This window comes from Paracoccus limosus (assembly GCF_009711185.1).
GTDB lineage: Bacteria > Pseudomonadota > Alphaproteobacteria > Rhodobacterales > Rhodobacteraceae > Paracoccus > Paracoccus limosus.
On record NZ_WMIF01000033.1, the window covers coordinates 1 to 22,695 of the forward strand.

A 22,695-nucleotide genomic window follows, 5' to 3' on the forward strand; every position below is an offset into this window, starting at 1 on the left:
TCGGAAAGAAAGGCTTGAGGCGCTCCATCTGGGCCTCGGAAAGCCAGTAAAGATTGCTCATCGGTCAGTCTCCTTGCAGAGCCTGAATCACGCCAAAAACCTGAAATCAATGGGTCTGGAACCTAGGAAAAAAGAGGAGCGGAGATCACGCCATCGGTCGCTCTCGTGGCGGATCGAGCACCAAGATCGCGCGCCATGACCGACCATCGCGGGCTGCCAATGGTGCTGTGGCAGGCCTTGGTCAAAGCGGCGGTGAGCGTACTACTCACCACCGCTCCTCGCCGCGTGACGTGGTCTCCAATCATGGCTACGACGCCCGTGCCATTCTCAAGCGGATCGCCGCACGAGCGGGCGGGTCCGTGTTCCGATCCAGAAGGCCCGAAGATTCAGCGTTCAGCGTTCAGCGTTCAGCGTTCAGCGTTCAGCGTTCAGCGTTCAGCGTTCAGCGTTCAGCGTTCAGCGTTCAGCGTTCAGCGTTCAGCGTTCAGCGTTCAGCGTTCAATCGATGCCACGATCTACCGCAGGCGCAACCATTTCGAGAGGCTTCCAAACAAAATCGCGCAGTTCCGACGGATCGCAATGCCAAGACAAAAAGCCTTCCAAGCCCCATCCATGCACCAAGTCCGTGGATGCGCGCGCCCCCTAGTCGCGCAGCTCGTCGGGATCGACGCCCCAGATCGCGGACTTGGGCACCCAGCCCTTTTCGCCGCCGCCCGAGATCCGACACCAATCCTTGGTGCATTCATGCAGCCGCACGATAGCGCCGACCTCGGCACGGGCGACGACATTGGCATGCTCTTCGGGCCGGGTCAGCAGCTCCAGCATATCCTTTTGCACCAGGGCTGTCCTAACGCCCGACAGCAGCGAATAGTGCACCCAGCCGCCGGCGCCGTCCTGATCCTCGACCCGGCGCCAATGCCCGAACTCGGCCACCACCCGCAGCGGCATGCCGGCATGGCGGAACACCCAGTCGATGCGATGCGACAGGCTGGGGCCGCGCCGGGCGTTGCCCTCGCTGCCCTTCAGGCTGACATAGCGCGGCAGCGGCAGGTTGGTGACCGAGCCCCGCGTCGGATCCTGCTTGCCATCGGGATTGCGGCTGATCTCGGCATCGGCCGACATGCCGGGGATTTCCTTGGCATCCAGGTTTTCGCCCGGATCGGTGGACTGCGCCCGCACCGCGCCGACGGTGCACAGCGCCAAAGCCGCAATGGCCAGCCCGGCCCAAAGCCGGGGCCGTGCCCCCCAAAGCCGTCGATAGATCATGGTCCGTCCTGCCTTGTCGGGGTCTTGTGCCCGCCCCGCAACGCGGGCACTTTGCCAAAAGCCGCCCGCATTGGAAAGAGCGGACGGCGCAGGATGAGGGGAGAGCCATGCCAGTTGCCGATCCGTCCCGTGCGCGCCTGAAGGTCACGGTGACTCGTCGTCTGCCCGAAGCGGTCGAGACCCGCATGTCCGAGCTGTTCGACGTGACGCTGAACAGCGACGACCACCGCATGTCCCGCGACGAGCTGGCGGCGGCCATGCGCGTTTCGGACGTGGTGGTGCCGACCGTGACCGACCGGATCGACGCCAACATGCTGGCGCAGGCCGGCGAGCGGCTGAAGCTGATCGCCAACTATGGCGCCGGCGTCGATCACATTGACGTGCAATCGGCCCGGCAGCGCGGCGTTCTGGTCACCAACACCCCCGGCGTCGTCACCGAGGACACCGCCGACATGACCATGGCGCTGATTCTCGCCGTGACGCGGCGCATGCCCGAGGGCATGGCCGAAATGCAGACCGGCCGCTGGGGCGGCTGGGCCCCGACCTCGCATCTGGGCGGGCGGGTCGGCGGCCGGCGTCTGGGCATCCTCGGCATGGGCCGCATCGGTCAGGCCGTGGCCCGGCGCGCCAATGCCTTTGGCATGCAGGTCCATTACCACAACCGCCGCCGGCTGCGCCCCGAGGTCGAGGCCGATCTGCAAGCGACATGGTGGGAAAGCCTCGACCAGATGCTGGCGCGCATGGACATCGTCAGCGTGAATGCGCCGCATACACCCTCGACCTTTCACCTGCTGAACGCGCGCCGGCTCAAGCTGCTGAAACCGACGGCGGTGGTGATCAACACCTCGCGCGGCGAGGTGATCGACGAAAACGCCCTGACGCGGATGCTGCGCGCGGGCGAGATCGCCGGCGCCGGGCTTGACGTGTTCGAACATGGGCACGAGATCAACCCCCGGCTGCGCGAGCTGCCCAATGTCGTGCTGCTGCCGCATATGGGTTCGGCCACGATCGAGGGGCGCACCGAGATGGGCGAAAAAGTCCTGATCAATATCAAGACCTTCTCGGACGGCCACCGGCCACCGGATCTGGTCGTGCCCTCGATGCTGTAACCCGCCCACGCCCCGGTCTTTCCGGGGCGTTCGCATCCCATCACCCCCTTGACGCAGGACCGGATGCGTCCGAAGCATCGGTGAAATGCGTCATGTCGTTTTTTGCCAGCAATATGTCGCGGAATCTCGGCCTTGGCCGGGGCGAACTGTCAGAAATCGCCCAAGGTAGCTCACGCGCGAAAAGGAGTCGCTTGCCATGAAAACCCATGTGAAGGCCCTGGTGGTCGGAGGCGGCGCCGTTGGTTGCGGCATCACGCTGCATCTTGCCCGTGCCGGCTGGGATACGATGCTGGTCGAGCGCGACGAGCTGACCGCCGGCTCGACCTGGCATGCCGCCGGTCTGCTGCCGCTGTTCAACATGGGCTATGCCACGACCCATATCCACGACTATTCAGTCAAGCTTTACGCCGGGCTGGAAGCCGAAACCGGGCTGAACGCCGGTTTCACCCGCTGCGGCAACCTGCGCATGGCACAGACCGATGCGCGGATGGACGAATACCACCTGTATTCCTCGACCGCCGAAACCGTCGGCATCCCGCATGAATTCATGACCCCGGCCCAGATCAAGGAACGCTGGCCGCTGGTCAATATCGACGGTCTGAAGGGCGCGCTGTTCCACCCGACCGACGGTTACATCAACCCCGCCGACGTGACGCAGGCGATGGCCCGCGCCGCCCGCATGGCGGGTGCCACCATCGAGCGCAAGATCCAGGTCAACGGTTACAAATGGACCGGCGAAGAGTGGATCGTCACCTGCGAGAAGATGGTCGAAAAGGGCGGCAACCTCGTCGGTTCGGGTGAGCTGTTCGAAATCCGCGCCGAGCATGTCGTGACCGCCACCGGCAACCACGCACAGCGCACCGCGCGCCTCTTGGGCATCAAGATCCCGGCGATCCCGGTCGAGCACCAGTTCATCGTGACCGAGGTCGACCCTGCCTTGGCCGCGTGGCGCGCCGCCGGCAACCCCGAGCACCCGGTTCTGCGGGACGCCGATGCGAAATGGTATGTCCGCGAAGAACGCGGCGGCTGGATCCTTGGCCCCTATGAGGCCGGCGCCCCTGCCCGCTTCCCCTACGAAGTGCCCGACAGCTTCCGTGCCGACCTGTTCCCGCTGGATCTGGAGCGCATCGAAGAAGAATACATGTCGATGATCCACCGTCTGCCGTCCTCGGAAACGGTTGGTCTGAAAGACGACTTCAACGGCCCGATCTGCTACACCCCCGACGGCAACCCGCTGGTCGGTCCGGCGCCGGGCCTGCGCAACATGTGGCTGGCCGAGGGCTTCAGCTTCGGCATCACCGCCGCCGGCGGCGTCGGCCACTATCTGGCGCAGATGATGACCCAGGGCGAAGCCGAAATCGACATGGCCTCGCTGGATCCGCGCCGCTTCGGCCAATGGATGACCACCGAATATGCGGTGAAAAAGAACGAAGAATCCTACGAGCACGTCTTCATTCTGCACCACCCCGACGAGGAACGCGAAGCTGCCCGTCCGCTGCGCACCGCGCCTGCCTATGACCGCCAGATCGCCGCTGGCGCCCAGATGGGTCAGGTCAACGGCTGGGAGCGTCCCAACTATTACGCCCCGATCGGCTTTGACGATCACGCTGCCCGCAGTTTCCGTCGCGGCGGCTGGTGGCAATATGCCAAGGAAGAAGCCGATGCGATCCGCAACACCGCGGGCCTGATCGATGCCTCGGCCTTTACCAAGCACCGGGTCTACGGCAAGGGCGCGACCGCGTTCCTCGACTGGTTCACCACCAACAAGCTGCCCAAGGTCGGTCGGATCAACCTGACCTATGCGCTGACCGAAGCCGGCACCACCCGCACCGAATACACCATCGTGCGTCTGGCCGAGGATGACTACTACCTGATCTCGGCCGGTGCATGGACCGATTACGACGCCGATTTCCTGCGCAAATCGGCCGAAGAAATGGAAGGCGAATTCGGTCAGGTCATCATCCAGGACATCACCACGCAATGGGGTGTGTTCGCGATCGCCGGCCCGAACAGCCGCAAGATCCTGAACGAGATCGTGCGGGATGCGAACCCGGAAACAGTGCTGGGCAACAAGCGCTTCCCGTGGCTGTCGATGCGCAACATCGAGCTGGGCATGTGTCCGGTCCGCGCCATCCGCGTCGCCTATACCGGCGAGCTGGGCTGGGAACTGCATCACCCGATCGAATTCGGCCGCTACCTCTGGGATCAGCTGGTCGCCGCTGGTGAAAAGCACGGCCTGAAACTGGTCGGCGCCCGTGCGCAGAACTGGCTGCGTCAGGAAAAATCCTACCGCGCCTTCGGCACCGAACTGGGCCGCGATGCGACCCCGCTGGAAGCCGCGCTGGACCGCTTTGTCGATCTGGACAAAGAGTTCAACGGCAAGCAGGCGATGCTGGACAAGGGCGTGCGCAGCAAATGCTGCACCCTGCTGATCGACGGGCCGGCGGATGCCGATCCCTGGGGCCGCGAGGCGCTTTACACCGCGGATGGCACGACCAAGATCGGCCGTCTGACCTCGGGCGGTTACGCGGTCGCCTTCGGCAAGTCCATCGGCATGGGCTATGTCCGTCCCGATCTGGCCGAGCCGGGCACCAAGCTGAAGGTGCGCATGCAGCGCCAGCTGTGGGATGCCGTCGTCACCGAGGACAGCCCCTACGATCCGGAAAACAAGGTCATCCGCATCGACGGTTGATCCCGTCCTCCACCACAACGAAAAAGGGCCCGCGTTTCGCGGGCCCTGTCATTTTCGCGCCGCCCGTGGCGGTCACATCGCCGGGGCTCACATCGTCTGGCCGACCAGCGAGTCGGTGCTGGCGCTGGCCTTCATGCATTGGCGATAGGTCAGCGTGATCGTGTCTTCGGTCATGCGCAGGCTGCCATCGGGCCGGCTTTGCAGATCCACCACGCGGTTGCCGGCGGCGGGCGAGCCGGAACAGGCCAGCGTGACCCGGGTGCGGTTCACCTGCGGCTCGGCGCTGACCACGGTGCAGGTCGCGGCCGGGAACATGAACTTGTTGCCGTCGATCACCAGCGACTTGTCGCTGGTCGGATCGCCGCAGCGCGATTCCAGCAGGTTGTAGGTGCCATTCAGCGCGCTGGACTGCGCAGCCGGCCCGGGGGTCGGCTCGGGCGGCTGGGGCGCAATCTGATCGCAGGCCGCAACCGCGCCCAGCCCGGCAATGGTCGCGATGGCAAGAAGCAGCTTTGTCTTTGGCATGTGAGTTCTCCCGGTTGTGTCAGGAAGCGTCGGCCAAAAGGCCACGTCCTTTCAACAAAGCGTGAACCCCCGGTTTTCGTTCCCTGAATTTCAACCAAAGTTCATCGGCAGGTCGGGAATCGCCCTTTGACAGGATCCATTCCTCAAGCCGGGCAGCGGTGGCCGGATCAAAGGCTGAGCCCTGTTCCAGAAAGGCGTCGAAGGCATCGGCGTCCATCACCTCGGACCACATGTAGCTGTAATACCCCGAGCTGTAGCCGTCGCCCGAGAACACATGCGCGAAATGCGGCGTGGCATGGCGCATCGGGATCGCAGCCGGCGCGCCCAGCTGGGCCAGCACCTCGGCCTGCCGTGCCATCGGATCGGCGGGCGGGGCGCCGGTATGAAAGGCCAGATCCACCAGCGCGCTTTGCAGATATTCGGTGGTGGCAAAGCCCTGATCGGCATTGCGCGCGGCCAAGATGCGGTCGCGCAGCCCGGCCGGCAGCGGCTCGCCCGTGCCGACATGGCGGGCGTGACGGTCCAGCACCTCGGGCTGTTCCAGCCAATGCTCGTAAAGCTGGCTGGGCAGTTCGACGAAATCGCGCGCCACCGAAGTCCCCGAGATCGAGGGCCAGGCCACATCCGACAGGATATGGTGCAGCGCGTGGCCGAATTCATGGAACAGCGTATGTGCATCGTCCCAGGACAGATAGGCCGGCGCGCCCTGTTCCTCGGGCGGGGTAAAGTTGCAGACATTGGTCACGATGGCGCGCTGGCCGGCGCCGATATGGTGCTGCTGCTGCAACGAGGAACACCACGCACCCGAGCGTTTGCTGGGCCGGGCAAAGTAATCGCCCAGAAACACCGCCATCTGCTTGCCGCCGCGGGTAATTTCCCAAGCGCGGACCTCGGGCGACCACAGCGGCGCATCGAATTCGCGGAACTCCAGCCCGAACAGGCGGCTGGCAGTATCAAAGACGGCGCCGATCATTGCCTCCAGCGTCAGGTAGGGCTTGACTTCGGCCTCGTCCAGATCGTGCTCGGCCTTGCGGCGGCGCTCGGCATAGAAGCGCCAGTCCCAGGGCTCCAGCGCGCCGTTGATGCCGTCGTCATGCAGCATCTGCGCAAAGCGTTCGGCATCGGCCCCGACCCGCGCCTTGGCCGGGCTCCAGACCTGATGCAGCAGCGCCTCGACGTTTTCGGCCTTGCCGGCCATCTCAGGCTCCAGCTTGTAGCTGGCGAAATCGGCATAGCCGAGCAGCGTGGCGCGCTCGTGGCGCAGGGCCAAAATCTCGGCCACCAGCGGGCGGTTGTCGGTTTTCGCGCCCCCCGCGCCCGACCCATCGCCCCGCGCGGTCCAGGCCCGCCATGCGGTTTCGCGCAGGGCCCGATCCTCGGCATATTCCAGAAACGGCACGATCAACGAGCGGTTCAGCGTCACCACCTGCCCCGCCTGCCCGCGTTCGCGCGCCGCCGCCCGCATGCTGCGCAGTAGCCAGTCGGGCAGGCCCGCCAGCCGGCCATCGGCGATCGGCAGCACGAAATCGCGTTCATCCGTCAGCACGTTCTGCGCGAAATCGGTCGACAACACCGCCAGACGTTCACGGATCTGCGCCATGCGCGCCCGCGCCTCGCCCGTCAGCCCCGCGCCCGAGCGGCGCAGCCCGCGCAGCGTCAGCTCGGTCAGGCGGCGGGCCTGCGGGTCCAGATCGTCGCGGTCCTGAAAGATTGCCTCGACCCGGTCGAACAGGCGCGGGTCCATGCTGGTTTTTGATCCGTGCGCCGCCAGACGCGGCGCGATCTGGCGCTGCAACGCCTCGCGCGCCGGGTTGGAATCGACGCCGGTCAGGGTAAAGAACACCGCGCAAAGGCGGTTCAGCGGCTCTTCGGCCGTTTCCAGCGCCGCCACGGTATTGGCAAAGCTGGGCGGTTCGGGATTGGCGGCAATGGCCTCGACCGCGTCCTCGGCCAGTTTCAGGCAGGCGTCGAAGGCGGGGGCGAAATCCTCGTCGCGGATCAGGTCGAAACGCGGCAGGCCCAGCGGCCCGGTCCAATGCGTCAGTTCAGGGTTCATGGCAGCATCCTTTCGGTTGCGGCCGAGTGTTTCACCCCTGCCGGAAATGTCCAGAGCCGCCGGCCCCGGAACAGACCGGGCAATCCCCCCGTCGCGAAATTTTCATCACCCGGTTTTCGGAATAAAGCCCGTCAAAGATCAGCATCCGCCCGCGCAGCGGCTCGCCCGCGCCGGTGATCAGCTTGATCGCCTCAAGCGCCATCATGCTGCCGATGACGCCCGGCAACGGACCGACCACGCCCGCCTCGGCACAGGCCGGGGCCAGCCCCTGCACCGGCGCTTCGGGGAAAATGCAGGCCATGCAGGGCGCACCCCGCGCCGGGTCCCAGATGGTCAGCTGGCCTTCCCATTGCGCGATGCTGCCCGCGATCAGCGGCACGCCGGCGGCGACGCAGGCGGCGTTGATCGCCTGACGGGTGGCAAAGCTGTCGCTGCCGTCGATCACCAGATCATGCTGGCCGATCAGCTCGGCATCGGCCTGCGTCACACGGCGGTTCAGCGGCGTGATCTCGACCAGCGGGTTCAGGGCGCGCATGGCATCGCGGGCCGCATCGGCCTTGGGCCGGCCGGCATCGGCGGTGCGAAAGACGATCTGGCGTTGCAGGTTCGACAGGCTGACGCGGTCATCATCGGCCAGCGTCATGCGCCCGACCCCGGCCGCCGCCAGATACAGGCAGACCGGAGCCCCCAGCCCGCCCGCACCGACGACCAGCACCCGCGCGCGCTTCAGCGCCGCCTGCCCCGGACCGCCGATCTCGCGCAGGACGATATGGCGGGCATAGCGGTCCAGCCCGTCGTCCTGGGCAGAGGCAGCCTGCGGCGCGGCGGGACGGGCCGGCACGATCCCCGGCGCATCGGCCAGCCGCGCGGCGCTGCGCCGGTGCAGCGCCTGCAACAGCCGCGTTGCAGCCAGCCCCGCAAGCCCCAGCACCAGCACCCACAGCAGCGTGGGCCATGACCATTGCACGATATTTGCGAAATCGCCTTGCGGATCACGATAGACCGCCACCGTCACCGCCAGCCAGATCAGCACTCCGGCCAGAAACAGCGCCCAGCCGCGCAGGCGCATCAGCCAAAGCAGCCCCAGCGCCGCGCCCAGACCGAACAGCCACCAGCCCCGGGTCAACCACATCAGCAGCCCGGCAACGACGAAGGGCATCAGCCGCGCCCGGTCGAGCCGAAACCGCCTGCGCCGCGCGCGGTGTCGTCCAGCGCCTCGGCGATGACATAGGCCGCGCGCGTCACCGGCGCGATCACCGCCTGCGCGATCCGCTCGCCATGCTGCAGGACATAGGGCGCGGTGCCCAGATTGATCATGATGACGCCCAGAGGGCCGCGATAATCGCTGTCGATGGTGCCGGGGGTATTGGGCAGCGTCACGCCATGTTTCAGCGCCAGACTGGAGCGCGGGCGGATCTGCATTTCATAGCCCTCGGGGATCTGCACGCGCAGCCCCGTCGGCACCAGCTTGATCTGGCCGGGCGCCAGCTCCAGCTCGGCCCCGCCCAGATCGGCGCGCAGGTCGGCACCAGCCGCCCCCGCAGTCTGATATTCGGGCAAAGGCAGCGCGGCATCCGCGCCCGGTTCACGCAGAACCAGAATCGTCACTTCGGCTGCCATCACCCTGCCTGTTACTTGGGAGCGATCATCATGACCATCTGACGCCCTTCCAGCTTGGGCATCGATTCCACCTTGCCAGCGTCGCCGACATCGGCGGCCACGCGGTTCAGCAGCTCAAGACCCAGCGACTGGTGTGCCATTTCGCGGCCACGAAAGCGCAGGGTCACCTTGACCTTGTCGCCCTCGTCGAGAAACTTCATGACCGAGCGCATCTTGACGTCGTAATCATGGGTATCGGTCCCGGGACGGAACTTGATCTCCTTGATTTCGATGATCTTCTGCTTCTTGCGGGCCTCGGCCTCACGCTTTTGCTGTTCATATTTGAACTTGCCGAGGTCCATGATCTTGCAGACCGGGGGCACGGCATTGGGCGAGATTTCCACGAGGTCCAGCCCCGCTTCCTGTGCCATCTCCAGCCCCTTGGCGGGGGTCACGACGCCGACATTCTCGCCATCTGCGCCGATCAGGCGGATTTCGGCGACGCGGATGCGTTCGTTGACGCGGGGGCCGGTGTCACGGGTCGGCGGAGCGTTATGCGGTCTGCGGGCTATGGCTGTCTTCCTTCAATGGCCGTAGGTTTTGGCCGGTTAGATAGTGCCGCGAACCCCGTTTTTCAACCGGATTCGCGCAAAGGCAGGCCTATTGCCGCAGCTTGGCCGGGGCTTTGCCGCGGTTCTCGGCATAGTTGAAACTGCGGGCTGCGGGCGCTTTACCACAACCGCCGGCTTTGCCATAGAGAGGGTCACGTGACCCCGGGCAACGGAGCATCTCATGCGGATCCTGCTGGCTGTTCTTCTGGTGGCCGCCCTGCTCGGCGGCGGATATGTCTGGCTGCAAGGCGGGACAGGCTGGCACTGGGCAGGTTGGAACGGCCCCACGCAGGCGCAGGCCCCCGTCCCGGCACCCGCCAAGCCCGCGCCAGCCACCGACGCCAAGGTCGAGGCGCAAAAGGCGCAGGCCGCCGAACAGGCCGGCGCGCAGGCGGATGCGGCCGCCGACGCCTCGGCCGCCGCCGATTCGGCCACCATCGCCCCCGCCAACAATGCCGCAGCCCAGGCCCAAGCCGCAGCCGAGGCCGCCATTGCCGCCGCCGACCGCGCCGCCGATGCCGCAGCCGCCGCCAGCGCCGAGACCGCCAGCCCGGCCGAGGCCGAGGCGGCTGCCCATGTCGCGACGCAGGCCGCCGCGCAGGCCGCCCATGCCAACCGGCTGGCCGACAGCGCCGCCGCGCAGGCCGGCGAGATCGACTCCGCGCTGACCCTGCAAGGCTTCGATCCGGCGCGGGTCGCCGCGATCATCGCCGCCTCGTCTCTGCCCGACGCCCGCAAGGCCGAACTGACGCAGGCGCTGCAAGCCACTGCCAGCGACCCGGCCCGGCTGCCGTCGCTGCTGGAACAGATCAAGTCGGAGCTGCCATGACCGCCCGCCCCGAACTGCATCCGACGCTGGCCGAATTTCTCAAGGATTCGCCCGACCGGCTGATCAAGGGCCCGATCGCCATCCTGCTGATCGAGGATGCGGTGGCGGTCGGCCCGACGCTGGCCCATCACCTGAAATGCGGCTTTCGCCTGATCCTTGCGCTGTCGCCCGAACCCCTGCCCGCCCATCACATCCCGCCCGAGGCGGCCGAGCGCGTGGCCAATCTGCGCTATGACACCCGCCGCCCGCAGGCCCATGTCGAGGCGGTGAATGCCGTGCTGGCGGCGGTGCCGGAAAACACGTGGCTCTATTACGGCTACAATGCCGAGTTCCTGTTCTACCCGTTCTCGGAATCGCGCACCGTCGGCGAGATGTTGGCCTTTCACACCGAGGAACGGCGGCGCAGCATGCTGACCTATGTGGTCGATCTTTACGCCCCCGACCTGAACCGCTTTCCCGATGCCGTCAGCATGAACGAGGCGATGTTCGACCGCGCCGGCTATTACGCGCTTGGCCGGATGGACCGCAACGGCATGGCCCTGGAGCGGCAGCTGGATTTCCATGGCGGCTTGCGCTGGCGCTTCGAAGAACACGTCGCCCCCGACCGCCGCCGCATCGACCGCATCGCGCTGTTTCGCAGCCAGCCCGGCCTGCGCCTGCTGCCCGATCACCGGTTCGACGTCGAGGAATACAACACCTATTCCTGCCCGTGGCACCACAATCTGACGGCGGCGGTGGCCTCGTTCCGGGTCGCCAAGGCACTGGTGCGCAACCCCGGCTCGCGCCGGCGCATCCAGACCTTCGCCTGGCGCAACTCGCATCCGTTCCGCTGGCATTCGCAGCAGCTGATGGACTTTGGCCTGATGGAGCCGGGCCAATGGTTCTGATCCCCGCCCCCGTCGCCGCCCCTGCCCACCAGCGCGCCCGGCGGTGATTTCCGGCCCCGGTGGGGCACTTGCGCCCCGACCGGCCGGAATGATAGACCGTTGCAAAGATCAGCGTGCCGGGTTTTTCCCGACGCGCCGGTCATAAGCACGCCAAACCGCAGCGAGGGAGAGCAGACGCGCATGACGATGACCCGGACCAGCTTCGACAAGGAAGATCTGCTGGCCTGCGCCCGTGGCGAGTTGTTCGGCCCCGGCAATGCGCAACTGCCCGAGCCGCCCATGCTGATGATGGACCGCATCACCGAGATTTCGGCCGATGCCGGCGCCCATGGCAAGGGCCATGTCGTGGCCGAGTTCGACATCACCCCGGATCTGTGGTTCTTTGCCTGCCACTTCCCCGGTAACCCGATCATGCCCGGCTGTCTGGGTCTGGACGGTCTGTGGCAGCTGACCGGCTTCAATCTGGGCTGGCGCGGCTGGCAGGGGCGCGGCTATGCGCTTGGCGTCGGCGAAGTCAAGCTGACCGGCATGGTGCGGCCCGACCGCAAGATGCTGCGCTATTACGTGGATTTCGCCAAGGCCGTGCAGACCCGTCGGCTGACCATGGGCGTGGCCGATGGCCGCGTCGAGGCCGATGGCGAAACCATCTATCAGGTCAAGGATATGAAGGTCGCGCTGTCGGAAAGCTGACATCGCCCCAATTCCTTTGATTTCAGGAGAACGCCCATGCGCCGCGTCGTCGTCACAGGACTCGGGATCGTTTCCAGCATCGGAAACGACGCCGTCGAGGTCCTCGCCTCGCTGAAGGCCGGAAAATCCGGCATCACCGCCAATGAGGACATGAAGGAATACGGCTTTCGCAGCCAGGTGGCGGGCGCCGTCAAGCTCGACATCAAGGAGCATGTCGACAAGCGCGTGCTGCGCTTCATGGGTCCGGGCGCGGCCTATGCCTATATCGCCATGACCCAGGCCATCGCCGATGCCGGCCTGACCGAGGCCGAGGTGGTCAATCCGCGCACCGGGCTGATTGCCGGCTCGGGCGGCCCGTCGACCTCGTCGATGTTTGCCGCGCATCAGACGGTGCTCAGCTCGGGTTCGCCCAAGCGGATCGGGCCGTTCGCGGTGCCCAAATGCATGTCCTCGACCATCTCGGCGAACCTCTCGACGGCGTTCAAGATCAAGGGCGTGAACTATTCGATCACCTCGGCCTGCTCGACCTCGCTGCATTGCATCGGCAATGCGGCTGAACAGATCGCCATGGGCCGTCAGGACGTGATGTTTGCGGGCGGCGCCGAGGAACTGGACTGGACGCTCAGCTGCCTGTTCGATGCAATGGGCGCCATGTCCTCCAAGTTCAACGACCAGCCGGAAAAGGCCTCGCGCGCCTTTGACGCGGGCCGCGACGGTTTCGTGATTTCCGGCGGCGGCGGCATTCTGGTTCTGGAAGAGCTGGAGCACGCGAAAGCCCGCGGCGCCAAGATTTATGCCGAAGTCACCGGCTATGCCGCGACCTCGGACGGGCATGACATGGTCGCCCCCTCGGGCGAGGGCGGCGAGCGCGCGATGCGTCTGGCGCTGGAAACGCTGCCGCAGGGCCGCAAGGTCGGCTATATCAACGCGCATGGCACCTCGACCCCCGTGGGCGATGTCGGCGAGGTTCAGGCCGTCCGCCGCGTCTTTGGCGAGGGCTCGACGCCGCTGATTTCCTCGACCAAGTCGATGACCGGCCACAGCCAGGGCGCCACCGGCGCGCAAGAGGCGATCTATTGCCTCTTGATGCTGCAAAACGATTTCATCGCGCCCTCGATCAACGTCGAGACGCTGGACCCGGCCATCCATGACGGCGAAATTGCCACGCGGCTGGTGGAAAATGCGGGTCTGGACACCGTGATGACCAATTCCTTTGGCTTTGGCGGGACCAACGGGTCCATGCTGCTGTCCAGATATAACGGATAAGAACAATGTCTGATTTGATGAAGGGCAAACGCGGTCTCGTCATGGGGGTCGCGAATGACCGCTCTATCGCCTGGGGCATCGCCAAGGCGCTGGCCGATCAGGGCGCAGAGCTGGCCTTTTCCTATCAGGGCGATGCTTTCGGCAAGCGGGTCGAGCCGCTGGCAGCCAGCCTTGGTTCGGATTTTCTGGTTGATGTCGATGTGAATGACGACGCCTCGCTGGACGCGGCCTTTGCCAAGATCGGCGAACGCTGGGGCAAGCTGGATTTCGTCGTCCATGCCATTGCCTATTCCGACAAGAACGAACTGACCGGCCGCTTCATCAATACGACGCGCGAGAACTTCAAGAATTCGCTGACAATTTCCTGCTATTCGCTGATCGACGTGGCACGCCGCGCGCATCCGCTGATGACCGAGGGCGGCACGATCCTGACACTGACCTATGCCGGCTCGAACCGGGTGACGCCGTTCTACAACGTGATGGGCGTAGCCAAGGCGGCGCTGGAATCGGCGGTGCGCTATCTGGCCAATGACCTTGGCCCCGACGGCATCCGCGTCAACGCAATCAGCCCCGGGCCGATGAAGACGCTGGCCGGCGCGGCGATTGGCGGCGCGCGCAAGACCTTCCGCCATACCGAGGCCAATGCCCCCCTGCGCGCCAATGCCACGCTGGAGGCGATCGGCGGCACCGCCGTCTGGCTCTGCTCGGACTGGGGCGCCTGCACCACGGGCGAAACCGTGTTGGTCGATGGCGGCTATCACGTCCTTGGCATGCCGCAGTCGGAAAACCTGTGATGAAATACTTCGCAGCCAGCGACGGCGCCCGCCTTGCCTATCGTGATGAGGGCGAGGGCCTGCCGCTGCTGGCGCTTTCGGGCCTGACCCGGAATGGCACGGATTTCGACTATCTGGCGCCGCATCTATCCGCGCTTTACCCCGAAGGCGTCCGGCTGATCCGGCTTGATTATCGCGGGCGCGGCGGCTCGGACCGGACCGGCTCCGACAGCTACACCGTCCCGCGCGAAGCGCAGGATGCGCTGGAGCTGCTGGATCACCTTGGCCTTGATAGCGCGGCGGTGCTGGGCACCTCGCGCGGCGGCATGATCGGCATGTATCTGGTCGCGGTGGCGCGGGCGCGTCTGCGGGGCCTGTGCCTGAACGATGTCGGACCGGCGCTGAACCACGCCGGCCTTGCCCGGATCAAGGATTACGTCGGCCGCAACCCGGCAGCGCGCGATCACGCCGATCTGGCGCGCAAGCTGCCGAACGCCATGCCGGAATTTGCCAATGTACCCGAAAGCCGCTGGCTGCAAGAGGCGCAGCGCCATTCCGTCGAAACCGAGCAAGGGCTGCGCAACAACTATGATCCGGCGCTGCGCGAGTCGTTCCTTGCCGCCTTCGAGGGCCCCGAGATCGACCTGTGGCCGCTGTTCGACCTTGCGGCGGGCCTGCCTTTGGCGCTGATCCGGGGGGCGAACTCTGACCTTCTGTCGCCGGAAACGGCGGCCGAGATGCGCCGCCGCCGGCCCGACATGGTCTTTGCCGAGGTGCCGAACCGGGGCCATATCCCGTTTCTGGACGAGGCCGAGGCCCTGTCCGCGATCCGCGACTGGTTGCGCCTGATCGCCTAACGAGCGGTCGCGGCCCCGACCGTGGCCCCGGCGACGGCACCGACCGGCCCGGCAATCACGGCCCCGCCAATCCCCCCGGTCGCCGCCCGTTCGGTCGCATTCTTCCCGCAGGCGGCAACGGTCAGGAGTGTTACGATCAGGACTGCGGCGCTGAGATGTTTCATGGCGATTTCTCCCATTCGCGCGGTGGCATACCGCGTCGTTGCAAGGACAAATCCTGCCATGGGGATTTGGTTCCCCAAAGCGGTCACGGCCCCGTGATCCGCCCCGCGCCCCGAACCGCTAGAGCCCGGTCAGCGGCTGGCTGCTGACCACCTGCCAGGTGATTTCCTGCAACCGCCGCGCCAGCGCCGGCGACGGTGCCACGGCGGCCGAGCCATCCGCGCGCAGCAGCTCGGCCGGCAGACCGACCGGGCTTTTGCCGTAAAGCACGGCGTAATGCACCAACGCCGACAGGTAATTCCCCAGATCGCCCGGATGGATCGGGTCCAGTTGGCCGTCAGGCTGGCGGGCGAACAATTGCTCGCGCCCGGTCAGCTCGGCGATGCCCTTGGCTTCGGCCTCGGTGACGACGGCGGCCATGACCTGCCCCACCGGGATCAGCCAGACGGGCCGGTCCGCCGCCCGCGCCGCCGACCACAAAAGCTGGCTCCACATCCGGTCCAGATCGCCCGGAATGCGCGCCAGCCAGTCGGGCTGATCGTCCAGCCCGTGCCAGCTTTCATACAGAAACAGCTGGATCTGCGGCGTGCCCCGGACCGCCTCGGCCGCCCATTTCCCGGCGTAATCGGTGCTTTCCATATAACGTAGCGCATCGCTCAGCCGGACCATTTCGGTCATGACGAAGGCATCATATTGCCCCGAGGCCAGCGCCTCATGCGCGTCGCGATAGAACGGGGTGTCATTTTCCTGCGCAAAGCCGGCGATGGCCTGCGGCCCCTGAAAATGGTCGCGCAGCGAGGCGCCCCAGCCCAGTTCCAGCGCATAATCATGCCCGGCCAGCTGCGCCAGCATTGCCGGCATGTCGCGGCCGACCAGACTGTGGCCCAGCTGATAGACCCGCAGCGGGCGGTCGGGCAGCAGCCGGCTTTGGCCGTAAAGCGCCCGGACATCGGCGCCGTCATCCTGCGGCGGCAGCGGATCGGGGCGCAATTGCCAGTAACCGCCGGCAAGGATCGCCAGCCCCAGCACGCCAAGCCCCAGCCGGGGCAGCGCCGCACCGCGCCAGCGCAGCGCCAGCCAAAAGCTTAGCCCCGCGGCCAGCACGATAAGGATCGGAACCAGATAACGCATGAAAAAACCCCTTATCAGGACGAAGGGGCCGGCATGGTCGTCGCACCGACCCCATGGGTGGACGGCCGCCCCGGTGGGGCGGCGCGTCGCGGCTTTAGTCGTGGGACGGGTTGTGCCGGTTCCAGCGGATCGAGGACCAGAGCGAGATCCCGATCAGCGTCGCCCCGCCAAGGCCGGTGACGACCTCGGGAATATGGACCAGCGGCTGCACGAACATGATGACCGACAGCGCGATGATCGCATAAAAGGCGCCGTGCTCCAGAAAGCGGTATTCGGCCAGCGTGCCGCGTTCGACCAGCATGATCGTCATCGAACGCACATACATGGCGCCGATGCCCAGACCGATGGCGATGACGAACAGGTTATGCGTCAGCGCAAAGGCCCCGATCACCCCGTCAAAGCTGAAGGACGCGTCCAGAACTTCGAGGTAAAGGAACGCGCCCAGACCGCCCTTGGCACCGGCCTGCAGCGTCTGTTGGCTGCTGTCCAGCAGCCCGCCCATGATCTCGACCAGCAGGAAGGTCAGCAGGCCCCAGATCGCCGAGCTGAAGAACACCTGCGATTCCACCGGCCCCAGAAAGCGCGAGAAGATCAGCACGGTGATCAGCACGATGGCGACCTCGATGCCCCGGATGGTGGCATAGCGGCTCATCTTGTCTTCCAGCCACTTGACCCAGTGCACGTCCTTTTCATGGTCGAAAAAGAACGACAGCCCGACCATCATCAGGAAGGTGCCGCCAAAGGCCGCGATCGGCAGATGCGCCGATTTCATGATCTCGGAATATTGCTCGGGCTGGGTCGCGGCCAGCACCAGCGCCTGCCACGGGCCGATATTGGCCGCGATGACCACGATCAGCAGCGGGAACACGATCCGCATGCCAAAAACGGCGATGACGATGCCCCAAGTCAGAAAGCGATGCTGCCATTGCGGCGTCATCTCTTTCAGCTTGTTGGCGTTGACGATGGCGTTGTCGAAGCTGAGCGAGATTTCCAGCACTGCCAGAACTGCACAGATGAAAAAGATCGTCAGCGTGCCGCCGACGGTCCGGGTCATCTCCCATCCCAGAAAGGTGCCTAGCGCGAGGCCCAGGAAGGTGACGACGAATGCCCATTTGAAGTAGCTGAGGGTCGAGGGACGGGCACCATTCGCGGATGCCCCCGCGACACGGTTGTTTCCTTGCTGCATGTAAGAACAAGTCCAGGCGGCTGGTCAAAGATCGATGCCGACATCACGCATGTGCCGCCACATGCGCCAGAGGGGCCCGGACACCAAACTGTGTTCACGAAAACGCGAATGCCCGCCAAGATGGCGATTTCAGGCGGCAATTGCAAGCCTGTTATGCGCGCAGGGCCCGGCCCGGTGCCGCATCGCCCGCATCTATGGCCAGCGCAAAACGCAGCTCGACCGACAGGCCGCGCCCGCCCGGACCGGGGTTCAGCACCACCTGCCCGCCGAAAAGCCGTGCGATTTCATCGACGACCGGCAGGCCCAGCCCCATGCCGGGCGCGGCGCTGGTGCCACGGGCGAAACGGCTGACGGCGCGCGGCAGCGCCGCCTCGGGGATGCCGGGGCCATCATCCTCGACCGCGATCAGCGCCGAATCACCGTCACGCGCCACCCGCACCGTGACCAGCGTGCCGCGCCCGGTGTGCAGGATCGCGTTCGAGATCAGGTTGTGCAGCGCCTCGCCCAACAGCAAGGCCTCGGCGCGGATATGCAGCGGCCCCTGCCCCTCAAAGCCAAGGTCGATCCCGGCCTCGGCGGCGGCGGGGACATGTTCGGCGGTCAGATCGCGCGCAAAGCCCGCCAGTTCCAGCCGCCCCGGCGCCGCCCCCGCCGCGGCATCGACGCGGGCCAGCAGCAGAAGCTGCGCCAGAATGCGCTCGGCATGGGCGACGGCGACATCGCCCTTGCGCGCGGCGGCCCGCGCCTCGGCCAGCGAGGTCGCGCGCCCGGCCAGCGCCAGCTGCGTGCGCACCACGGCCAGCGGCGTGCGCAGCTGATGCCCGGCATTGCCGGTAAAGTTGCGCAGCCCGTCCAGCGCCGATTTCAGCCGCGACATGAACAGGTTGATGGTGGCGACCAGCCCGCGCACCTCGGATGGCACCGGGGTCTCGACCGGGCTCAGATCGTCCGAGCTGCGCGTGGCGATGGCCTCGCCCAGCCGGCGCAGTGGCCGCAGCGACAGGGTGACGGCCAGCCAGACGATCAGCCCGGCGCCCAGCATCATCATCAGCAAGCGCAGTGCCGAACGCATCAGGATGGCGCGGGTCAGCTGCTGGCGGGCATTGGTGGTTTCGGCCACAGTGACGGTAAAGGGCACCTCGTCGATCCCGGTGGAGGCGGCGCGGGCGATGCTGGCCACACGCACCGGCTCGCCCCGGAACAGGTCATCGGCAAAAGCCGGATCGCCTCCCTGCACCGCCCGCGCCACCGGCAGATCGGCATAGCCCGTCACCATCTGGCCCGGCGGCCCATCCACGCGGTAGAATACGCGATCCTCGGCGGCCGAGCTCAGCATCTCCAGCGCGCCATAGGGGATGGCAATGGCGATGCGGCCGGCCTGATCCAGCGAGGCGCGTTCGGCGATCACCAAAGCCGAGCCCGACAGCACCCTGTCGGCCAGTGCGGTCGCCATGCGCTGCGCCTCGCGCCATGTATCGACCAAGGCCAGCGCGCCCAGAACCGCCGTTGCCACCAAAAGCCATGCCAGCAACCGGCGGCGGATCGAGAACGGCCGCCCGGCTCTCACGGATCGGCCCGGTCGAGGAAATAACCGATGCCGCGCGCGGTGCGGATGGTCAGCCCCGCCCCCGCCAGCCGCTTGCGCAACCGGCTGACATATTGCTCGATGGCATTGGGCGACAGGTCATCCTCAAGCGAGGTCAGGCTTTGCACGATGCTGTCGCGCGCCACCACCTTGCCGGCGCGGGTGATCAGCAATTCCAGCAGGCCGCGTTCGCGCGCGGGCAGGTCCAACGGCTGATCGCCCACCGAAAAGCTGCGCCCGTTCTGGTCATAGGTCAGGCGGCCATAGCTGACGGTCGCCGTGCGCAACCCTGCCTGCCGCCGCAGAAGCGAGCGGATGCGCGCCTCGAATTCGCCGATGTCAAAGGGTTTGATCAGGTAATCGTCCGCGCCCAGATCCAGCCCACGTACGCGTTCCTCGGGGGTGCCGCGCGCGGTCAGGATCATCACCGCCGCCGGGTTGCGCCGGGCACGCATGGCGCGCAGCACCTCCAGCCCGTCCATCTGCGGCAGGTTCAGGTCAAGGATCACCAGATCAAAGCTTTCCGCCGCCGCCAGCGCATCGGCCGAAGCGCCGTCATGGACCACGTCCACCGCATGTCCCGATTGCCGCAGCAGGGCCAAAAGCCCCTCGGCCAGCGAAAGATTGTCCTCGACCAGCAGGATGCGCATGAATTCCCCCTGCCCGCGACAGTAGACGCAGCCGCGCCGCTTGTGAACCGCGACGGGCTAAGCCGTCCGATGGGGCGGCTTGCGAAAGCGGCCGGCTGCGGCAATCATCAGCCATGCGTCTGGCTGTCCTGTTGACCACCCTGATCCTGATGCTGCCGGCCATGGCGCGGGCAGAGCTGACCCTGTTTCCCGCGCCGGGCCAGCGGCAGGCGGGGGTGCTGACGATCTATTCCTCGCTGGATCAGGAACTGGCCCGCCCGCTGGTGCTGGCCTTTCAGCAGGCTCATCCCGACATTGCCGTGCGTTACGAGGACATGCTGACCGGCGCGCTGCACGACCGCATCGTGGCCGAGACCGAGGCCGGGACCGGCACGGCGGATTTTGCTTTTTCCTCGGCCATGGACCTGCAGGTCAAGCTGGCCAATGACGGCTATGCCCGGCCCGTCGTCACCCCCGACACCGCTGATTGGCCCGACTGGGCGAATTGGCGCGACACCGCCTATGCGCTGACCTATGAGCCGGCGGTCTTTGCCTATCACAAGCCCAGCTTTCGCGATCATCCGCCGCCTGCGACCCGTGCCGATCTGATGCGCTGGATGGCCGAACATCCCGATCAGGCGCAAGGCCGGATCGGCACCTATGACGTGTCGCGCTCGGGCGTGGGGTATCTGTTTCTGGCGCGGGATCAGGAACTTTACCCCGGCATCTGGCAGGTGGTCACGGCCATGGGCCGGGCGGGCGTGCAGCAATTCCCGACTAGCGGCGCGCTGCTGGAACGGATCGCCGACGGGCGGCTGGCGCTGGGATACAACCTGCTGGGCTCTTACGCCGCCGACTGGGCGCGCAGCCACCCCTCGATCGGGCTGATCCTGCCGCGCGACTTTACCGTGGTCGTGTCCCGCGTCGGACTGGTCCCGGCCGGCGCGCGCGCGCCCGAACTGGGCGCGGGCTTTCTGGCCATGCTGATGTCGCCCGAGGGCCAGGCCCTGCTGTCGCGCACGCTGCGGCTGTCGGCCGTCAGCCTGGAGGTTGCGGGCCGGCCCTCGCCGGCGGGCGGGATGGAGGATCTGGCTGGGCTGCGTCTGAAACCCGTGCTGGTCAGCCCCGGCCTGCTGGCCTATCTGGATCAGGCGACGCGGGCGCGGCTGCTGGCGCGCTGGAACGACGCCCTTGCCGGCAAATGACCCCTGACGTCACATCATGGCAGCCATGCTTTTTTCGCAAAATGTCAGGTCTATGACAGGTTCGCATGATTGAACTCTGACAGGGCCCTTCCTGGGCTCGGGAGGGAATCCCCCGCCTTTGGGAGAGGGCGCGGGTTCTGATCGAACACAAAAGACAGCAGCGACCGGGCCCCAGCGGCGACACCGGCGCCAGCGGAGGAATGTCATGAAACATCTCGTTCTCGCCAGCCTGTTTGCCGGCGCCATGGCTCTGCCCGCCATGGCCGATTACACCATCATCGCGCCCGCCAACCCCGGCGGCGGCTGGGACCAGACTGCGCGCACCATGCAATCCGTCCTGCAAGAGGAAGGCATCTCGAAATCGGTGCAGGTCCAGAACGTGCCCGGCGCCGGCGGCACCATCGGGCTTGCGCAATTCGCCAGCCAGAACAAGGGCAACCCCGATGCGCTGATCGTCGGCGGCTATGTCATGGTCGGCGCCATCCTGACCAACAAGGCCCCCGTCACCCTGAAGGACGTGACCCCGATCGCCCGGCTGACCGGCGAATACGAGGCCGTGGTCGTGCCCGCCGCCTCGGACATCAAGGACATCAAGGGCCTGATCGACGCGCTGAAGGCCAATCCGGGCGCGGTCAGCTGGGCCGGCGGCTCGGCCGGCGGCACCGACCATATCGCGGTCGGCATGATCGCCAAGGCGGCCGATGTCGATCCGACCAAGATCAACTACATCGCCTATTCCGGTGGTGGCGAAGCTCTGGCCGCGATCCTTGGCAATCAGGTCACGGCGGGCGTCAGCTCGCTGGGCGAGTTCGAGGCTCAGGTCAAGGCCGGCACCCTGCGCCTGCTCGCCGTTTCGGCGCCCGAACGTATCGAGGGCGTTGACGCGCCGACGCTGAAAGAGGCGGGGCTGAATATCAACCTGCAGAACTGGCGCATGGTCGCCGCTGCCCCCGGCCTTTCGGACGAACAAAAGGCCAAGATCACCGGCGACATCGAAAAGATGGCGAAATCCGAGGCATGGAAGAAGCAACTGGCCGACAAGGGCTGGATGGACACCTTCCTTGCCGGGCCGGCCTTTGACGAGCAACTTGCCAAGGATGAGGCCGACACCGCCGTCATCCTCAAGGACATCGGTCTGGTCAAATGAGCCAGTCACCTGACACGGGGGGCCGCCGCGATCTGGCGGCCCTGATCATCGCGGCCTTTCTGGCCGTCGTCGCCGGGGTCATGCTGTGGGACAGCGCCCGGCTGGCCGATCTGGGCGGCTATTCCGGCGTCGGCCCCGCCACCATTCCGCGCGTCGTCGCGATCTGCCTGCTGGGTCTGGCCGGCTGGACCGCCGTTGCGGCGCTGCGCGGGGACTTTCCCGAACGCCCGGCGCAGAACCCGGCCCCGGTGCTGTGGATCGTCGCCGGGCTGGCGCTGCAAATGCTGCTCTTGCATTTCGCCGGTTTCTCGGTCGCGACCGGGATCCTGTTTGCCTGCACCGCCCGCGCCTTTGGCAAGACCAATCTGGCCATGACGCTGCCCATCGGCATCGTCGTCTCGTTTTTGGTCTGGGTGGTGTTTTCGCAACTTCTCATGCTGCATCTGCCCGCCGGGCCGCTGGAGCATCTGATCTTTGCCAAGGGTTAGGC

General features: G+C 66.3%; 22 protein-coding genes. 12 read left to right on the forward strand and 10 right to left on the reverse strand.

From position 1 onward, the window contains the following. A partial coding sequence (locus tag GL279_RS19300) for a hypothetical protein (protein ID WP_211371354.1) occupies nt 1-199 on the forward strand: 199 nt, incomplete at its 5' end. 443 nt (nt 200-642) lie between these two features. Here GL279_RS19300 and GL279_RS16810 read toward each other — a convergent pair. Next, nucleotides 643-1,122, reverse strand: coding sequence for an SH3 domain-containing protein (locus GL279_RS16810; protein ID WP_425495614.1), 480 nt, complete (start codon nt 1,120-1,122; stop codon nt 643-645). A 251-nt stretch (nt 1,123-1,373) separates the two neighbouring features. Here GL279_RS16810 and GL279_RS16815 point away from each other — a divergent pair, with 251 nt between their 5' ends. Together GL279_RS16815 and GL279_RS16820 are read left to right on the forward strand one after the other, a co-directional pair. Then, on the forward strand, nt 1,374-2,375 hold the full coding sequence (locus tag GL279_RS16815) for a 2-hydroxyacid dehydrogenase (RefSeq protein ID WP_155065787.1): 1,002 nt from the start codon (nt 1,374-1,376) through the stop codon (nt 2,373-2,375). 196 nt (nt 2,376-2,571) lie between these two features. Further along, nucleotides 2,572-5,067, forward strand: a complete 2,496-nt coding sequence (locus GL279_RS16820) for a GcvT family protein (protein WP_155065788.1) — start codon at nt 2,572-2,574, stop codon at nt 5,065-5,067. Nucleotides 5,068-5,154: 87 nt separating this feature from the next. On the opposite strand, the gene GL279_RS16825 is transcribed toward GL279_RS16820, so the two are convergent. The 5 genes from GL279_RS16825 to infC are packed head-to-tail and all read right to left on the reverse strand — an operon-like array spanning nt 5,155 to nt 9,819. After that, entirely contained in the window at nt 5,155-5,592 is a 438-nt protein-coding gene (locus GL279_RS16825) for a hypothetical protein (RefSeq protein WP_155065789.1), read from the reverse strand. A gap of 19 nt (nt 5,593-5,611) precedes the next feature. Further along, nucleotides 5,612-7,648, reverse strand: coding sequence for a M3 family metallopeptidase (locus GL279_RS16830; RefSeq protein WP_155065790.1), 2,037 nt, complete (start codon nt 7,646-7,648; stop codon nt 5,612-5,614). Between the two features lie 31 nt (nt 7,649-7,679). Next, entirely contained in the window at nt 7,680-8,807 is a 1,128-nt protein-coding gene (locus GL279_RS16835; protein ID WP_155065791.1) for a HesA/MoeB/ThiF family protein, read from the reverse strand. Further along, nucleotides 8,807-9,268 carry a dUTP diphosphatase gene (dut, locus tag GL279_RS16840; protein ID WP_155065792.1) on the reverse strand — a complete coding sequence of 154 codons (462 nt, stop codon included), beginning with the start codon at nt 9,266-9,268 and terminating at the stop codon, nt 8,807-8,809. Before dut ends, GL279_RS16835 begins: the two co-directional genes overlap by 1 nt. 11 nt (nt 9,269-9,279) lie before the next feature. Continuing rightward, nucleotides 9,280-9,819: a translation initiation factor IF-3 gene (gene infC, locus GL279_RS16845; protein WP_343039841.1), complete on the reverse strand. Its 540-nt coding sequence runs from the start codon at nt 9,817-9,819 to the stop codon at nt 9,280-9,282. 220 nt (nt 9,820-10,039) lie between these two features. Here infC and GL279_RS16850 point away from each other — a divergent pair, with 220 nt between their 5' ends. The 6 genes from GL279_RS16850 (at nt 10,040) to GL279_RS16875 (ending at nt 15,160) form a co-directional block, all read left to right on the forward strand. Then, the gene (locus GL279_RS16850) at nt 10,040-10,687 is read left to right on the forward strand and encodes a hypothetical protein (protein ID WP_155065793.1); all 648 of its coding nucleotides are present in this window, start codon (nt 10,040-10,042) and stop codon (nt 10,685-10,687) included. Next, nucleotides 10,684-11,574 (forward strand): glycosyltransferase family 2 protein, encoded by an 891-nt coding sequence (locus tag GL279_RS16855; protein WP_155065794.1) that lies wholly within the window; start codon nt 10,684-10,686, stop codon nt 11,572-11,574. The genes GL279_RS16850 and GL279_RS16855 overlap by 4 nt, the downstream gene beginning before the upstream one ends. 180 nt (nt 11,575-11,754) lie before the next feature. After that, nucleotides 11,755-12,264, forward strand: coding sequence for a bifunctional 3-hydroxydecanoyl-ACP dehydratase/trans-2-decenoyl-ACP isomerase (fabA, locus tag GL279_RS16860; RefSeq protein ID WP_155065795.1), 510 nt, complete (start codon nt 11,755-11,757; stop codon nt 12,262-12,264). Between the two features lie 36 nt (nt 12,265-12,300). Then, nucleotides 12,301-13,530 (forward strand): beta-ketoacyl-ACP synthase I, encoded by a 1,230-nt coding sequence (gene fabB / locus GL279_RS16865; RefSeq protein WP_155065796.1) that lies wholly within the window; start codon nt 12,301-12,303, stop codon nt 13,528-13,530. Between the two features lie 5 nt (nt 13,531-13,535). After that, nucleotides 13,536-14,324 carry an enoyl-ACP reductase FabI gene (locus GL279_RS16870; RefSeq protein ID WP_155065797.1) on the forward strand — a complete coding sequence of 263 codons (789 nt, stop codon included), beginning with the start codon at nt 13,536-13,538 and terminating at the stop codon, nt 14,322-14,324. Then, nucleotides 14,324-15,160, forward strand: a complete 837-nt coding sequence (locus GL279_RS16875; RefSeq protein WP_155065798.1) for an alpha/beta fold hydrolase — start codon at nt 14,324-14,326, stop codon at nt 15,158-15,160. Before GL279_RS16870 ends, GL279_RS16875 begins: the two co-directional genes overlap by 1 nt. 282 nt (nt 15,161-15,442) lie before the next feature. On the opposite strand, the gene GL279_RS16880 is transcribed toward GL279_RS16875, so the two are convergent. From GL279_RS16880 to GL279_RS16895, 4 genes are all read right to left on the reverse strand, one after another. Further along, nucleotides 15,443-16,453, reverse strand: coding sequence for a hypothetical protein (locus GL279_RS16880; protein WP_246175367.1), 1,011 nt, complete (start codon nt 16,451-16,453; stop codon nt 15,443-15,445). 94 nt (nt 16,454-16,547) lie between these two features. After that, a complete protein-coding gene (locus GL279_RS16885) occupies nt 16,548-17,639 on the reverse strand; it encodes a DUF475 domain-containing protein (protein WP_155065799.1) in 1,092 nt (363 codons plus the stop codon). A 151-nt stretch (nt 17,640-17,790) separates the two neighbouring features. Further along, the gene (locus tag GL279_RS16890; protein WP_343039840.1) at nt 17,791-19,206 is read right to left on the reverse strand and encodes a sensor histidine kinase; all 1,416 of its coding nucleotides are present in this window, start codon (nt 19,204-19,206) and stop codon (nt 17,791-17,793) included. Further along, nucleotides 19,203-19,874, reverse strand: coding sequence for a response regulator transcription factor (locus GL279_RS16895; RefSeq protein ID WP_155065800.1), 672 nt, complete (start codon nt 19,872-19,874; stop codon nt 19,203-19,205). Before GL279_RS16895 ends, GL279_RS16890 begins: the two co-directional genes overlap by 4 nt. Nucleotides 19,875-19,987: 113 nt before the next feature. Between GL279_RS16895 and GL279_RS16900 the strand changes: the two genes are divergently transcribed. From GL279_RS16900 to GL279_RS16910, 3 genes are all read left to right on the forward strand, one after another. Next, nucleotides 19,988-21,058, forward strand: coding sequence for an ABC transporter substrate-binding protein (locus GL279_RS16900; RefSeq protein ID WP_155065801.1), 1,071 nt, complete (start codon nt 19,988-19,990; stop codon nt 21,056-21,058). 205 nt (nt 21,059-21,263) lie between these two features. After that, nucleotides 21,264-22,205, forward strand: a complete 942-nt coding sequence (locus tag GL279_RS16905) for a Bug family tripartite tricarboxylate transporter substrate binding protein (RefSeq protein ID WP_155065802.1) — start codon at nt 21,264-21,266, stop codon at nt 22,203-22,205. Further along, complete coding sequence (locus tag GL279_RS16910; RefSeq protein WP_155065803.1) at nt 22,202-22,693, forward strand: tripartite tricarboxylate transporter TctB family protein; 492 nt, start codon at nt 22,202-22,204, stop codon at nt 22,691-22,693. The genes GL279_RS16905 and GL279_RS16910 overlap by 4 nt, the downstream gene beginning before the upstream one ends. Nucleotides 22,694-22,695: the final 2 nt, after the last annotated feature.

What these genes read in the sequence shown, in the direction of transcription:
- GL279_RS16815 (WP_155065787.1), top strand. Translation starts at nt 1,374, where the DNA reads ATGCCAGTTGCCGATCCGTCCCGTGCGCGCCTGAAGGTCACGGTGACT.
- fabA (WP_155065795.1), top strand. Translation starts at nt 11,755, where the DNA reads ATGACGATGACCCGGACCAGCTTCGACAAGGAAGATCTGCTGGCCTGC.
- GL279_RS16835 (WP_155065791.1), bottom strand. Translation starts at nt 8,807, where the DNA reads ATGCCCTTCGTCGTTGCCGGGCTGCTGATGTGGTTGACCCGGGGCTGG.
- GL279_RS16820 (WP_155065788.1), top strand. Translation starts at nt 2,572, where the DNA reads ATGAAAACCCATGTGAAGGCCCTGGTGGTCGGAGGCGGCGCCGTTGGT.
- GL279_RS16880 (WP_246175367.1), bottom strand. Translation starts at nt 16,453, where the DNA reads ATGCGTTATCTGGTTCCGATCCTTATCGTGCTGGCCGCGGGGCTAAGC.
- GL279_RS16850 (WP_155065793.1), top strand. Translation starts at nt 10,040, where the DNA reads ATGCGGATCCTGCTGGCTGTTCTTCTGGTGGCCGCCCTGCTCGGCGGC.
- GL279_RS16830 (WP_155065790.1), bottom strand. Translation starts at nt 7,648, where the DNA reads ATGAACCCTGAACTGACGCATTGGACCGGGCCGCTGGGCCTGCCGCGT.
- GL279_RS16905 (WP_155065802.1), top strand. Translation starts at nt 21,264, where the DNA reads ATGAAACATCTCGTTCTCGCCAGCCTGTTTGCCGGCGCCATGGCTCTG.
- fabB (WP_155065796.1), top strand. Translation starts at nt 12,301, where the DNA reads ATGCGCCGCGTCGTCGTCACAGGACTCGGGATCGTTTCCAGCATCGGA.
- GL279_RS16870 (WP_155065797.1), top strand. Translation starts at nt 13,536, where the DNA reads ATGTCTGATTTGATGAAGGGCAAACGCGGTCTCGTCATGGGGGTCGCG.
- GL279_RS16810 (WP_425495614.1), bottom strand. Translation starts at nt 1,122, where the DNA reads ATGTCGGCCGATGCCGAGATCAGCCGCAATCCCGATGGCAAGCAGGAT.
- GL279_RS16875 (WP_155065798.1), top strand. Translation starts at nt 14,324, where the DNA reads ATGAAATACTTCGCAGCCAGCGACGGCGCCCGCCTTGCCTATCGTGAT.
- GL279_RS16900 (WP_155065801.1), top strand. Translation starts at nt 19,988, where the DNA reads ATGCGTCTGGCTGTCCTGTTGACCACCCTGATCCTGATGCTGCCGGCC.
- GL279_RS16910 (WP_155065803.1), top strand. Translation starts at nt 22,202, where the DNA reads ATGAGCCAGTCACCTGACACGGGGGGCCGCCGCGATCTGGCGGCCCTG.
- GL279_RS16885 (WP_155065799.1), bottom strand. Translation starts at nt 17,639, where the DNA reads ATGCAGCAAGGAAACAACCGTGTCGCGGGGGCATCCGCGAATGGTGCC.
- GL279_RS16825 (WP_155065789.1), bottom strand. Translation starts at nt 5,592, where the DNA reads ATGCCAAAGACAAAGCTGCTTCTTGCCATCGCGACCATTGCCGGGCTG.
- dut (WP_155065792.1), bottom strand. Translation starts at nt 9,268, where the DNA reads ATGGCAGCCGAAGTGACGATTCTGGTTCTGCGTGAACCGGGCGCGGAT.
- GL279_RS16895 (WP_155065800.1), bottom strand. Translation starts at nt 19,874, where the DNA reads ATGCGCATCCTGCTGGTCGAGGACAATCTTTCGCTGGCCGAGGGGCTT.
- GL279_RS16855 (WP_155065794.1), top strand. Translation starts at nt 10,684, where the DNA reads ATGACCGCCCGCCCCGAACTGCATCCGACGCTGGCCGAATTTCTCAAG.